The 12,651-nt window shown below is 67.6% G+C and carries 11 protein-coding genes; 2 read left to right on the top strand and 9 right to left on the bottom strand.

What is annotated here, in order from left to right:
- A partial coding sequence (locus DPV74_RS17155) for a CPBP family intramembrane glutamic endopeptidase (RefSeq protein ID WP_162923062.1) occupies positions 1-407 on the top strand: 407 nt, incomplete at its 5' end.
- A 17-nt stretch (positions 408-424) separates the two neighbouring features.
- On the opposite strand, the gene DPV74_RS17150 is transcribed toward DPV74_RS17155, so the two are convergent.
- From DPV74_RS17150 to DPV74_RS17130, 5 genes are all read right to left on the bottom strand, one after another.
- Positions 425-1,405: an aldo/keto reductase gene (locus DPV74_RS17150; RefSeq protein WP_060085433.1), complete on the bottom strand. Its 981-nt coding sequence runs from the start codon at positions 1,403-1,405 to the stop codon at positions 425-427.
- A 193-nt stretch (positions 1,406-1,598) separates the two neighbouring features.
- A complete protein-coding gene (locus tag DPV74_RS17145; RefSeq protein ID WP_021162011.1) occupies positions 1,599-2,270 on the bottom strand; it encodes a MarC family protein in 672 nt (223 codons plus the stop codon).
- Positions 2,271-2,391: 121 nt separating this feature from the next.
- A complete protein-coding gene (locus tag DPV74_RS17140; protein WP_059697388.1) occupies positions 2,392-3,192 on the bottom strand; it encodes an enoyl-CoA hydratase-related protein in 801 nt (266 codons plus the stop codon).
- Positions 3,193-3,230: 38 nt separating this feature from the next.
- Positions 3,231-4,553: a phenylacetate--CoA ligase PaaK gene (gene paaK / locus DPV74_RS17135; RefSeq protein ID WP_119337618.1), complete on the bottom strand. Its 1,323-nt coding sequence runs from the start codon at positions 4,551-4,553 to the stop codon at positions 3,231-3,233.
- 58 nt (positions 4,554-4,611) lie between these two features.
- Entirely contained in the window at positions 4,612-6,168 is a 1,557-nt protein-coding gene (locus DPV74_RS17130; protein WP_119337617.1) for a 3-hydroxyacyl-CoA dehydrogenase, read from the bottom strand.
- Positions 6,169-6,718: 550 nt separating this feature from the next.
- Here DPV74_RS17130 and DPV74_RS17125 point away from each other — a divergent pair.
- The gene (locus DPV74_RS17125; RefSeq protein ID WP_021162015.1) at positions 6,719-7,807 is read left to right on the top strand and encodes a calcium:proton antiporter; all 1,089 of its coding nucleotides are present in this window, start codon (positions 6,719-6,721) and stop codon (positions 7,805-7,807) included.
- A 90-nt stretch (positions 7,808-7,897) separates the two neighbouring features.
- Here the strand turns inward: DPV74_RS17125 and DPV74_RS17120 are convergent, their stop codons facing one another.
- The 4 genes from DPV74_RS17120 to DPV74_RS17105 form a co-directional block, all read right to left on the bottom strand.
- Positions 7,898-9,031 carry a transporter substrate-binding domain-containing protein gene (locus DPV74_RS17120; protein WP_119337616.1) on the bottom strand — a complete coding sequence of 378 codons (1,134 nt, stop codon included), beginning with the start codon at positions 9,029-9,031 and terminating at the stop codon, positions 7,898-7,900.
- 20 nt (positions 9,032-9,051) lie between these two features.
- Positions 9,052-9,825 (bottom strand): hypothetical protein, encoded by a 774-nt coding sequence (locus tag DPV74_RS17115; protein ID WP_027791838.1) that lies wholly within the window; start codon positions 9,823-9,825, stop codon positions 9,052-9,054.
- A gap of 667 nt (positions 9,826-10,492) precedes the next feature.
- Positions 10,493-11,401 (bottom strand): LysR substrate-binding domain-containing protein, encoded by a 909-nt coding sequence (locus DPV74_RS17110; protein ID WP_027791839.1) that lies wholly within the window; start codon positions 11,399-11,401, stop codon positions 10,493-10,495.
- Positions 11,402-11,502: 101 nt separating this feature from the next.
- On the bottom strand, positions 11,503-12,471 hold the full coding sequence (locus DPV74_RS17105; RefSeq protein ID WP_027791840.1) for a LysR family transcriptional regulator: 969 nt from the start codon (positions 12,469-12,471) through the stop codon (positions 11,503-11,505).
- Positions 12,472-12,651 lie beyond the last annotated feature (180 nt).

Here is a 12,651-nt window from a genome sequence, read left to right as displayed (position 1 = left end):
CCGTCGCCACGGCGGCCGCGTGCCTGGCCGGCGCGCTCGCGTTCGGCATGGTCGGCTGGGCGCCCAAGTGGCCGGCGTCGGGCTGGCTGTGGCTCGTCAATAACCTGCTGCTCGTGACGCTCGCCGAGGAGGCGCTGTTCCGCGGCTACGTGCAGGGCGGGCTGACGCGCGCGTTCGGTGCGTTCGCGTGGGGGCCATGGGTCGCGCTGGCGATCGGCGCGGTGCTGTTCGGCGCCGCGCATGCGGCCGGCGGCTGGTCATGGATCGTGCTCGGCACGGTGGCCGGCGTCGGCTACGGCCTCGCATGGCGGCGCGGCGGACTGCTCGCGTCCGCGCTCGCGCATGCGGGGCTCAACGTCGTCCACTTCGGACTGTTCACCTACCCGATGCTCGCCGCCGCACGCTGACGGCCGCGCGGCGCCGCTCAGTCGAACCCGGCGACCGCGTGCGGCACGTACGGGCGTTCGAGCGTGGCGATCTCGTCGTCGGTCAGCTTCAGCTCGAGCGCGGCCAGTGCGTCGTCCAGTTGCCGCGGCTTCGAAATACCGACGATCGGCGCGGTGACCCCGGCCTTCTGCGCGACCCACGCGAGCGCTACCTGCGCGCGCGGCACGTTTCGTGCGGCCGCGATCGTCGCAACGGCGTCGACGACCGCCCTGTCCGACTCCGCCGTCGCGTCGTAAAGCCGCTGGCCGACCGCGTCGCTCTGCTGCCGCTCGGTCGACTCGTCCCAGTTGCGCGTCAGGCGGCCGCGCGCGAGCGGGCTCCATGGAATCACCGCGATCCCTTCGTCTGCGCACAGCGGCAGCATTTCCCGCTCTTCTTCCCGATACAGCAGGTTCAGGTGGTTCTGCATGCTGACGAAGCGGGTCCAGCCGTGCTGCTTCGACGTATGCAGCGCCTTCGCGAACTGCCACGCGGACATCGACGACGCGCCGATATAGCGCGCCTTGCCGGCCTTCACGACGTCGTGCAGCGCCTCGAGCGTCTCCTCGATCGGCGTGCCGTAATCCCAGCGGTGAATCTGGTAGAGATCGACGTAATCGGTGCCGAGCCGCTTCAGGCTCTGGTCGATGTCGGTCATGATCGCCTTGCGCGACAACCCCGCGCCGTTCGGCCCCTGCCGCATCCGGTAGAACACCTTGGTCGCGATCACGATCTCGTCGCGTTTCGCGAAATCGCGCAGCGCGCGGCCGACGATCTCCTCCGACGTGCCGTCCGAATAGATGTTCGCGGTATCGAAGAAGTTGATGCCGGCTTCGACCGCCCGCTGGATGATCGGGCGGCTCTCCGCTTCCGGCAGCGTCCACGGGTGCGAGCCGCGCGACGGTTCGCCGAATGTCATGCAACCCAGCACCAGGCTGGACACTTCCAGCCCTGTCGATCCGAATTTCACGTATTCCATTGCACGCCTCGCCATTGAAGTTGAGCTGACGGCCGGATGCGCGCCGCGCATCGGCCGGACCGTCGCATGGTATCCCGGGCGGCAAAAAGACGTGCGGCGTCGCCGCATCGGACGAAGGGGCGTTCGCCGGCGCGAGGTCGCGAGGTCGCGCGGGGCGCCGGCTGCGCGAGACGTGCGCCGCGGCGCGGGCCGCTTACTTGGCCTGGTCGGCGATCGGCTGCAGGAACGCGGAAAAGCCGGTCAGCATGATCTGCACGCCGATGCACAGCAGCAGGAACGCCGACACGCGCTTCGCGACCTTCGTGCCTTCGCTGCCGAGGTAGCGCGACAGCAGCGCGGAGCGGCTGTAGACCTGCCAGATCACGACCGCGACCAGCACGGACACGGCGATCGACACGATGCTCGACAGCATGAACTCCGACAGCTTGTGCGTGCGGTTCGCGTTCAGCGCGATCGCGGTCGCGATCGAGCCGGGGCCGACCGTCAGCGGCACGGTCAGCGGGAAGAACGCGCGCGTCATGATCGCGTTCGCGTCGATCGGCTTGACCGGCGTGTCGCCGCCGCCCGGCCCGTCGGGTTCGTTCAGCATCTGCCAGCCGGCCACGGCAACCGCGAAGCCGCCGCCGATCCGCAGCGCTTCCATCGAAATCCCGAAGAAATGCAGCACCGGCGTGCCGGCGAAAAACGCGACCAGCAGCACGATGAACGAGTTGAACGCGACCTTCCGGGCGAGCAGGTCCCGCTCGTGTTCGGTGAGCGCCTCGGTCCGTTCGAGAAACAGGAACGCGATGCCGATCGGGTTGATGATGCCGATCAGGCCGGTGAAGCCGAACAGGATCTCGGAGATAAGGCGGTTGACGATCATCGGATGAAGAATCGGTCGGGGCTGGGCCGGCGGGGCGCCGGGGGTCACGCATTGTAGAGCAAGCGCCCGCGGCGCAAAATGCGGGCTCGCCCGTTGCGCCGCCGATCGTCTCCGCTTGCGCTTATTCGGCGCCCGCCTCCCATGCCGGGGGCCGCTTCGCGAAGAACGCGGCGAAGCCTTCCTTCGCTTCCGGCGTCGCCCGCACGCGGGAGATCGTCTGCGCGGTGAACGCCGCGCGCTCGTCGGACGACGGATACTCGCCGATCGTGTCGAAGAATCGCTTGATCTCCATCAGCGCGTTCGGGCCGTTCCGGCCGAGTTCGGCGAGCGTCCGGTCAAGCGCTTCGTCGAGCGACTCGAGCGGCACGGCCTGGTGGATCAGGCCGATCGCGACCGCCTCGCCGGCGGCGAGCTGCGTTGCGGTGAGCGCGAGCCGCCGCGCCTGGCGCTGGCCGACCGCCTCGACCAGATACGGCCCGATCACGGCCGGCAGGATCCCGAAGCGTGCCTCGCTGACCGAGAAGCGTGCGTGATCGCTCGCAATCACGATGTCGCACGCCGCGCACAGGCCGACGCCGCCGCCGAACGCGTGACCTTGCACGCGCGCCACCGTCGGCTTCGGGCATTGCCGGATCGCGCGCATCATCGCGGCGAACCGCTCCGCATCGCGCAGGTTCGCGGCCGCGTCGTTCGCGCTCGCGCGCTGCATCCACTGCAGGTCGGCGCCGGCGCAGAACGCGCGGCCGTCCGAACGCAGCACGATCGCGCGCACGTCGTCACGTGAGCCGAGCGTGGTGAACGCGCCGGTCAGTTCGGCGATCATCGTTTCGTCGAACGCGTTGAGCACATCGCCGCGCTGCAACGCGACGGTTGCGATGCCGCGCGCATCGACCGTGACGGCCAGGGTCTTCAATCCATCCATCGAACAGGTTTCCTCGGGTAGAACGGCAAACATCGGAATTACGCGGCCTGGCGGCGGTCGATCACGCGCCGGGCCTTGCCGGTCGCGGTCGCGGGAATGCCGCCGGCCGCCAGCACCGTCACGCCGGACGACACGCCGACCATCGTCTTGATCCGGTGCTGCAGCTCGCGCGCGAGCGCCGCGCGATCGCTTTCGGTGACGGACGCGGCCGCTTCGGAGCGCAGTTCGACCGCGAGGTCGAGCCGGTCCATGTGACCGTCGCGCGACAGCGTGATCTGGAACTGGCCCGACAGCTGCGACAGCGCGACGACGATCTCCTCGATCTGGCTCGGGAACACGTTCACGCCGCGCACGATCAGCATGTCGTCGGAGCGGCCGGTGATCTTCGCGAGCCGGCGCATCGCGCGCGCGGTCGGCGGCAGCAGCGCGGTGAGGTCGCGCGTGCGGTAGCGGATCACCGGCATCGCTTCCTTCGTCAGCGACGTGAACACGAGCTCGCCCTGGCTGCCGTCGGGCAGCACTTCGCCCGTGACGGGATCGATGATCTCCGGATAGAAATGGTCTTCCCAGATTACCGGGCCGTCCTTCGTCTCGACGCATTCGCACGCAACGCCCGGCCCCATCACTTCCGACAGCCCGTAGATGTCCAGCGCGTCGATGCCCACGCGCGTCTCCACTTCCTCGCGCAGCGCCTGCGTCCACGGCTCGGCGCCGAAGATGCCGATCTTTAGCGACGACTCGGCCGGGTCCATCCCCTGCCGCACCATTTCGTCGATCAGGTTCAGCATGTACGACGGCGTGACGAGGATGATCTTCGGCTCGAAATCGCGGATCAGTTGCACCTGCTTCTCGGTCTGCCCGCCCGACATCGGCACGACCATGCAGCCGAGCCGTTCCGCACCATAGTGAATCCCGAGGCCGCCCGTGAAGAGGCCATAGCCGAACGCGTTGTGCAGCGTGTCGCCCGGGCGGCCGCCGGCCGCGCGGATCGAGCGCGCGGTCACGTTCGCCCAGGTATCGATGTCGCGCGCGGTGTAGCCGACCACCGTCGGCTTGCCCGTCGTGCCGCTCGACGCGTGCACGCGCACGACCTGCTCGCGCGGCACCGCGAACAGCCCGAACGGATAGTTGTCGCGCAAATCGTTCTTGGTCGAGAACGGAAACTTCGCGAGATCGGCGAGCGACTTCAGGTCGTCCGGGTGCACGCCGGCCGCATCGAACGTGCGGCGATAGTGCGGGACGTTGTCGTACGCGTGGCGCAGCGACCACTTCATGCGCTCGAGCTGCAGTGCCTGCAGTTCGTCGCGGCTGGCGGTCTCGATCGGCTCGAGGGCGGCGGCGGGATGCGTCGGGTGGGTCATCGGGGTGCTCCTCCAATGGAGTGATGTCGTTATCGTGTTCGAGGTGACGAAGCCGGCGTTACGACCGGAACGTGCGGCCGGCCGCATGCAGTGCGGCGATGCGCGGCGACACGCGATAGCGGTCCTCGCCGTAGCTCGCCGCCAGGTTCGACAGCACGCGAAACACGCGGCCGATGCCGATCGCATCGGCCCACGCAAGCGGGCCGCACGGGTAGTTCACGCCCTTCTCCATCGCGAGATCGAGATCGGCGGGCGAGCACACGCCCTGGTTCACCGTGTCGGCCGCCTCGTTCGCGAGCATCGCGACGGTGCGCATCGCGACCATGCCCGGCACGTCCGCGACGCCGACGACACGAAAACCCGCCTGCTGGAACAGGCCGACCGCGTCCGCATAGGCCGCGTCGCTGCACTGGAGCGCACGCGTCAGCGCGACGAGCCCGGCCTGCGTATAATCGCGCGCGAGGTCGACCAGCACGAGATCGGCCACGCCCGTCTGCGCGGCGCGCGCGGTCGCGGTGCGGCCGTCGGTCAGCGCGATCGATGCGCGGCCGGCCGTCGCGAGCAGGTCGTCGGCATGCGCGCCGGCCTGCCGGGCGCCCGCGATGCGTTCGGTGAAACGCGTATGCAGCGTGGCTGCCGGGCCGTCCTGCGCAAACAGTGCGACGTCGGCCGGCGCGGCGCGCGGGGCTTCGAGATCAGGCGCGGGCGGCGTCGCGCCGTCCGCATACGAGTAGAAACCGCGCCCCGACTTGCGCCCGAGGAAACCCGCGTTCACGAGTTCCTGCTGGATCAGCGACGGCGTGTAGCGCGGATCGTTGAAGTACGCGCGGAACACCGATTCGGTCACCGCGAAGTTCACGTCGTGACCGATCAGGTCCATCAGCTCGAACGGCCCCATCCGGAAGCCGCCGGCCTCGCGCATCACCGCGTCGATCGACGCCGGCGCACCACCCTGTTCGTTCAGCACGCGCAGCGCCTCCGCGTAATACGGCCGCGCGACGCGGTTCACGATGAAGCCCGGCGTCGATTTGGCCATCACGGGCTGCTTGCCCCACGCGGCGGCGGTCGCAACCAGCACCTGTGCGACTTCGGGCGCGGTCGCGAGCCCGCTGACCACCTCGACGAGCGCCATCAGCGGTGCCGGGTTGAAGAAATGCAGGCCGGCGACGCGCTGCGGCGCGCGCAGCCCGGCCGCGATCGACGTGATCGAGATCGACGACGTGTTGGTCGCCAGCAGGCACGCGTCGTCGACATGGCGCTCGAGCGTCGCGAAGATCTCGCGCTTCACGTCGAGCCGCTCGGCGGCCGCCTCGACGATCAGCGCGGCACCTGCGAAATCGGCCAGCGCACGCACCGCGCGGAGCCGGCTGCCTGCCGCATCGGCCTGTGCCGGTTCGAGCCGGCCTTTCTCTGCGAGCCGCGCGAACTGCGCGCGGATGCCGGCCAGCGCCTTGTCGCAAGCGGCTTCGTTCAGGTCGTACAGCAGCACCGTATGGCCGGCCGCCGCCGCGACCTGCGCAATGCCCGCGCCCATCGCGCCGGCGCCGATCACGCCGACGACTGCCGACGGCGCCAGCGCGCCCGGGTTCACCGAATGTGCAGAAGAAACAGCCATCGCTTGCGATCCGTCATGAAGTGGAAGTGCGAGCGATTATAAACCGACCGGTCGGTATATTTATGTCAGGGCGTGCCCGAATTTGTCGTGCAAGAGACCGTTACGGAAACTGCAAAGACAAAAAATTCGAACGTTCGGGGCACTTTTTGCAAACCGAAAGGTCAATGAAAGCGTTCGAATATGAGATAGCGACCCCCGAACGCCTGATAAAATCCGGCAAACCACCGGATTTCAGGGGGAAACCGCGTGTCACGCCGCCACTGCCGTCCATTGCCGGCCGCCCTTCCGGGGTCGGAACCGAGCCTCCGGCACGCGCGTCGTCTCACGCGCCCGCCTCGCGGTTTGCGGCGGGCGCATCGAATCGTTTCATCCCGCGACGGGCTCCGGCCCGCCCGCGCCCCTCGCTGCCTCGCGGCGGCGAACCCAGGGCAGCACCGTTGCGTGCTGCCATCTTCCGGTTTCATCATCCTCGTTCGGCGGATAGTACGGCCGGGCTTCGTCAACCCGTGACGGCGCGTCGCGCGCCGCCACTCGCATAAGGAAACCCTCCATGCCGCTCTCGTCCAACCAGCTCCCGCGCTGGACCCTCGTGGCCCCGCTTGCCGCATGGCTGGTCCTCGCGCTGTCGCGCGTCGTGCCGGCCGAAGGCCTCGTCATCGCGGTGTTCGCCGCCGCACTCGCCGGCGCCGTGTTCGCCGCCGTCCACCACGCCGAAGTCGTCGCCCATCGGGTCGGCGAACCGTTCGGCACGCTCGTGCTCGCAGTCGCCGTGACCGTCATCGAAGTCGCGCTGATCGTGTCGGTGATGCTCGGCGCCGGCCCCGAGAAATCGGGCCTCGCACGCGACACCGTGTTCGCCGCCGTGATGATCATCTGCAACGGTATCGTCGGCATCTGCCTGCTGGTCGGCGCATGGAAGCACGGCGAGCAGGACTTCCAGGGGCGCGGCGCGAGCAAGGCGCTCGCGGTGCTGGCTTCCCTGTCCGTGCTGTCGCTCGTGATGCCGAACTACCTGAACGCCGCACCGGGCCCGTTCTTTTCGAAATCGCAGCTCGCGTTCGCCGGCGTGTCGTCGCTCGTGCTGTACGGCGCATTCGTGTTCGTGCAGACCGTGCGTCACCGCGACTACTTCCTCACCGCGCACGACAGCGCGAACGAATCGGTTCACGCGGCGCCGCCGAGCAGCCGCACCGCGCTGATCAGCCTGCTGCTGCTGTTCGCGAGCCTCGTCGCGGTCGTGCTGCTCGCGAAGCTGCTGTCGCCGGCCGTCGAGCATGCCGTATTGCGGCTCGGTGCGCCCGAAGCCGCGGTCGGTATCGTGATCGCCGCGCTCGTGCTGCTGCCGGAAGGGCTCGCGGCCGTCACCGCCGCACGCGCGAATCGCCTGCAGACCAGCATGAACCTTGCGCTCGGGTCGGCACTCGCGAGTATCGGGCTCACGATCCCGACCGTCGCGGCCGTGTTCATCTGGGTCGGCCAGCCGCTCACGCTCGGCATCGGCCCGATGGAAACCGTGCTGCTGGCACTGACGCTGCTCGTCAGCACGCTGACGCTCAGCCAGGGCCGCACGACGGTGCTGCACGGCGTCGTGCACCTGTCGCTGTTCGCCGCCTACCTGTTCCTGTCGATCACCCACTGACGCCCACCTGCGCGCGGCCCGGCGAATCACCTCCGCCGGGCCGCGCGCCGTCCTTCACATCCCTTCCTTTTCGTTCACTTCACGCCGCCGTCAGCGCACCGGAATCACGAGATGCTGGCCCGCCAGGATCAGGTTCGGATTGGCGAGGTTGTTGCGGCGTTGAATCTCGCGATAGCGCTGGCCGCTGCCGAGCTTGCTCGCCGCGATCATGTTCAGCGTGTCGCCCGCCTTCACCACGTACGTGTGTTCGCCCGACGCGGCCGCGGTCGTCACCGCCTGGTCGCTGACGAAGTACTTGCGCAGCAGCTCGAGATACTGCGGCGACTGCTTGAGCTTCGCGATCGCGGCGTTCAGGTAGATCAGCAGATCCTGGTCATCCGCGCGCACGCCGATCTTGTACGCGATGTTCGAGCCGTCGAGCTTGGTCACCGCGAATTTCAGGTCGGTGCCCTTGATCGAGCTGACCGCGAACGGATAGTCGTAGATGAACGCATCGACCGTATGGCCGTCGATGCTCTTCGCGATGAACGCCGGATCGGAATCGTCGACTTCGACGAACTTCACGTTCGGATACTGGCGCGTAACGAACGCACGCACGTCCGGGTCGCCCTTCAGGATGCCGACCGTCTTGCCCGTGAGATCGTCGGTCGAGCGGATGGCGGAGCCTTGCCGCACGATCAGCGAATAGCCGAAATCGTCGACGTACGGCACCGAATAGACGATGCCTGCCGGCGTGTTGTCAGGGAACGTCAGCCCGTCCATCGCCACGTCGACCACGTGGTTCCCCTTCGCGTCGGTATCGAGCAGTTGTTTCGGCACGCCGGGGTACGTGTCGACCTCGTGGCGGGTATCGACGACGACCGGCTTGCCCCCGTGCGAGAACGACGGGTCCGCGAACAGCAGCCGCGCGAACTCGACGTTGAAGCCGTGCGGCGAGCCCTTGTCCTCGCCGAAGAACGGTTCGCTCGGGTTCTGCACCGAGATCCGCACGATGCCGTTTTCGGCGATCGATTTCAGCGTGCTGGCCTGCGGCGTGAAGCCGGCCGGCAGCACGCTGGCCGACGGCGGCGTCTGCGCCGACTGGCCGCTGTCGCCGTTTTGCGCGGATGTCGAGGCCGGGGCCGCGTCATGCGCGGGAATCAGCGTCGACAGGCCGCCCTGATGAACGATCCATACGCCGACGAGCACTACCAGAAACGCGATGGCGCCAAGCAGTTTTTTCATGGTTGCGTGCCTGCAGGAAGTTATTGTTGTTTCGACGGCAGCTGCGCGGGGTTCGCCGCATCGAGCCCGGGCGCGTGCGGGGCGTTCGCCACCGCCTGCTGCTGCGCCTGCTTGACCTCGGGGTTATCCATCAGCGACGTCTCCATTTCGGAGAACGCCTTGTTGACCGAGCGCATCACCGAATCGACGGCCACGTCGGTCTTGATCTGCTCGAACGTGTCGGACGCCTGCCGGCCCGCGAGCTTGTTCATCTGCTGCGCCGCCTGCGACATGTCCCACATCGCCTTCGCACGGTCGATCGCCGACGCGAAGTTCTTCAGCTCGGCCTGCACCTGCTTGTAGCGCCCCTCGCGGAACGAGAGCAGTTGCTTCATCGTGTCGAGCTGCTGCCTGAAGCGCGGCGCGTCGTCCGGATACTGCTTCTCGAACAGTTCCGTCTTGTTCTCGAAGTTCTTCACCTCGGTACGGAACGCGGTGATGCTGTCCGCGAATTTCTGTGCCGCCTGGCGCTTTTCCGCGAGCTGGTTGATCAGCGTCTCGATCGGATTCGCCTGCGCCTCCTCGACGATCATCTTCACCTTCTGGTTCGCGAACTTCATCGCGACGACCGGCGCCAAGTAGATCGCGCCGAGACCGATCACGCCCGCCGTGACCAGCGCGATCACCCCCTTCAGGATGAACAGCGCGGCCGGTGCCGCGATCGCGACGCCGGCGATGATGATCGCCCACTTGACCAGCTTGACCTTGCCACTCCCCGAACTGCCGTTTGCTTCTTCATTCGAAAGCTGCGACATGAGTTTTTCTCCTTGAACCTCGAACCGAACTGCTTGCGTGTGCTCTTTCAAGCTCAATCGAAATGCTTCGGACTTCGGTGCCGCCGGGCAGCCAGGCAAAGCCGGCGGCGCAATACAAGGACGGGCGCGACGGGCGTCACGAGACGCCGGTGTAGGCGCCGTTCAGGATGCGGTAATGAAGGATGGCGGACGGTGCCGCGATGCGGCGCGCCGGACGGGCGCCGTTCATCGTCGCGGCTCGCGCGCGAACGGGGAAGCGTACCGAGGCACGGTACGAAACGGGATGACGGATACGTGACGCGGCGGGCGTCGGGAGAAGCGTGGTTCCGGCGGGCCGACAGACGCGGGGCCGGTATTCCGGTACGAGTGCGTAAAGGCTCATCGTTGTTCTTCTGCATATCGCGGGTGCAGGAACCGCGCGGCCGGCGCGTCCCGCTCCAAATGCACGGACGTATCCTGCGCCGACCGGCATGCAGCGTCAAGCAGTTGTCGCAGTGCAGCGAAGCGCTGCGTTCCTCCGCTGGAACACCGGCAGCGAAACGGCTTTCAGTACGGTAAGGATTCGCAGGACTGCGACCCGTCGTGCTCGGTCAGGATTGCTTGTCATCGCATGCGCCCCCTTCCGGACTGAAAGCTTGTCACATCGCCGGACGGATTCCCCGGCGCATCACGTCACCGCGCCGCCCTGCTCCTGCGCGAGAAACCGCTCGACCATCGCGTTGAACACCGGCAACGCAGGATTGTCGTTGTCCGTGCGCCATGCGAGATACAGCTCGGCCGCCACGTCGGTGCCCGCCAACGGCCGGAACACCACGCCGTCGACATGCAGTTCGCGCGCCGACGCCGGCACGAGTGCGGCGCCCAGGCCCGCACGCACGAGGCCCAGGATCGTATGCGTCTGCCCGACGTAATGCAGGTAGTTCGGCAGCCGCCCCGCGTTCGCGAACAGGCCCGAGATCAGGTCGTGGAAGTATTTCCCCTCGTTCGGCGAATACGCGATGAACGGCTGCCGGTCGAGATCGTCGGGGCCGATGCGCTCGCACGCGGCGAGCGGCGCCCCCTCCGCGACCGCGACCAGCATCGGTTCGCGCTGCACGAGCCGGTATTCGAGCGGCTGGCGGGCGGCCCGCTGGCGCACGAAGCCCGCGTCGAGCATCCGTGACGCCAGCGCATCGATCTGCACGGTCGACACCATCTCGCGCAATTCGACGTCGACGTCCGGCAGCGCGTGCGCGGCATGCGCCAGCAGCATCGGGATCATCCGGTACGCGCTGACCGCCGTGAAGCCGAGCGTGATGCGGCCGGCGCCGCCATGCGCGACGCGCTGCGCGGCCTGCTCGGCCCGTGCGGAAAATTCGAGAATGTGCCGCGCGTCGCGCAGGAACCGCTCGCCGGCCGCGGTCAGGCTGACCTGCCGGCTGCTGCGTTCGAGCAGCGCGATGCCGAGCGCATGCTCGAGCAGCTGGATCTGCCGGCTGAGCGGCGGCTGGGTCATGAAGAGCCGCCGGGCCGCGCGACCGAAATGCAGCTCCTCGGCGACCGCGACGAAGCAGCGAAGCTGGTGCAGTTCAATCATGCAATTCTTGAATCGATCGATAGTCTCTGGACGTTAGACCGATATCGATACGATTTCCATACTCGATTGCACCCGATCCGCAGCCCAGGCCTCGCAGGACGTCAAGCGCGCTTGCGGCCGCCGGGCGACTGTTCGGTGGTCAGCCGGTCGAGTTCGCGCAGGTCGTCCTCCAGCGCGGGCGTGAGCGTCGTGCGCAGGTGGTCGAGGAACGTGCGGATCTTCGCATCGAGATAACGACGCGTCGCGTAGACGGCATACACGCTCACCGTCTGCAGCCGATACTCGGGCAGCACGCGGATCAGCCGCCCTTCGCGGATGTCGTCGAGCACCGTATACAGCGCGACGCACGCGATCCCTCGCCCGGCGCGCACCGCGACACACAGCGCGTCCGGCACGTTGACCTGGAACGGCGCGGGCTGCAGCTCGTAGATGGCCTCCTCGCCATCGCTGCGCTCGAGCCGCCATTCGCCGGCCGGCGATGCGGGCGTGTCGAGGCGCAGGCACACGTGGTTCGGCAATTCGTCGGGCGTCTGCGGCGTGCCGTGGCGCGCCAGGTATTCGCGCGACGCGACGAGCACGCTGCAGCTCGTGCCGCAGGTCTGCGCGACGTAGCCCGAATCGGGCAGTTGCGACGCCGTCACGATCGATACGTCATAGCCCTCCTCGACGAGATTCGGCATCCGCTGCGCGAGCGTCAGCTCGACCGACACGTCGGGGTTGTCCTCCTGGTAGCGGACGATCGACGACACGACATGACTCTGCCCGAGCCCCGTCATCGCGTGGATGCGCATCTTGCCGCTCGGCCGCAGCAGTGCGTTGCGCGCCTCCGCGTTCGCGTAGTCGATTTCCGCGAGGATCGATTTCGCGCGCTCGAAATAGCGTTCGCCGCTTTCGGTGAGGCCGAGGTGGCGCGTCGTGCGATGCAGCAGGCGCGTCTGTACGTGCGCTTCGAGGTTCGAAACCGCGCGCGACACCTGCGCGGTGGTCGCGTCGATTTCCTTCGCGACCGCAGTAAAACTGCCGGCTTCGACAACGCGCACGAACAGGCGCATGTTTTCGAGCATGTCCATTGAATTAGCTTGGGGAGAGTCAGTGGGGAGGCGTCGGCAGCGCTCGCGTCAGGTGGGGAACGGAACGCAGCCGCGAACCACGTCGAATCGATCACCGTGCCGGGAGAAAGGCGGGAGAGCGGGCATCGCGTACGTGGTTCTGGCATGAAGGGGGGATTCAGTGGCCCGAATTGTACGCCG

Source organism: Burkholderia sp. HAN2018 (assembly GCF_024704855.1).
Lineage (GTDB): Bacteria > Pseudomonadota > Gammaproteobacteria > Burkholderiales > Burkholderiaceae > Burkholderia > Burkholderia cepacia.
This window is presented reverse-complemented; position numbering and strand designations above follow the sequence as displayed.

What these genes read in the sequence shown, in the direction of transcription:
- DPV74_RS17105 (WP_027791840.1), bottom strand. Translation starts at nt 12,471, where the DNA reads ATGGACATGCTCGAAAACATGCGCCTGTTCGTGCGCGTTGTCGAAGCC.
- DPV74_RS17115 (WP_027791838.1), bottom strand. Translation starts at nt 9,825, where the DNA reads ATGTCGCAGCTTTCGAATGAAGAAGCAAACGGCAGTTCGGGGAGTGGC.
- DPV74_RS17130 (WP_119337617.1), bottom strand. Translation starts at nt 6,168, where the DNA reads ATGGCTGTTTCTTCTGCACATTCGGTGAACCCGGGCGCGCTGGCGCCG.
- DPV74_RS17140 (WP_059697388.1), bottom strand. Translation starts at nt 3,192, where the DNA reads ATGGATGGATTGAAGACCCTGGCCGTCACGGTCGATGCGCGCGGCATC.
- DPV74_RS17110 (WP_027791839.1), bottom strand. Translation starts at nt 11,401, where the DNA reads ATGATTGAACTGCACCAGCTTCGCTGCTTCGTCGCGGTCGCCGAGGAG.
- DPV74_RS17120 (WP_119337616.1), bottom strand. Translation starts at nt 9,031, where the DNA reads ATGAAAAAACTGCTTGGCGCCATCGCGTTTCTGGTAGTGCTCGTCGGC.
- paaK (WP_119337618.1), bottom strand. Translation starts at nt 4,553, where the DNA reads ATGACCCACCCGACGCATCCCGCCGCCGCCCTCGAGCCGATCGAGACC.
- DPV74_RS17150 (WP_060085433.1), bottom strand. Translation starts at nt 1,405, where the DNA reads ATGGAATACGTGAAATTCGGATCGACAGGGCTGGAAGTGTCCAGCCTG.
- DPV74_RS17125 (WP_021162015.1), top strand. Translation starts at nt 6,719, where the DNA reads ATGCCGCTCTCGTCCAACCAGCTCCCGCGCTGGACCCTCGTGGCCCCG.
- DPV74_RS17145 (WP_021162011.1), bottom strand. Translation starts at nt 2,270, where the DNA reads ATGATCGTCAACCGCCTTATCTCCGAGATCCTGTTCGGCTTCACCGGC.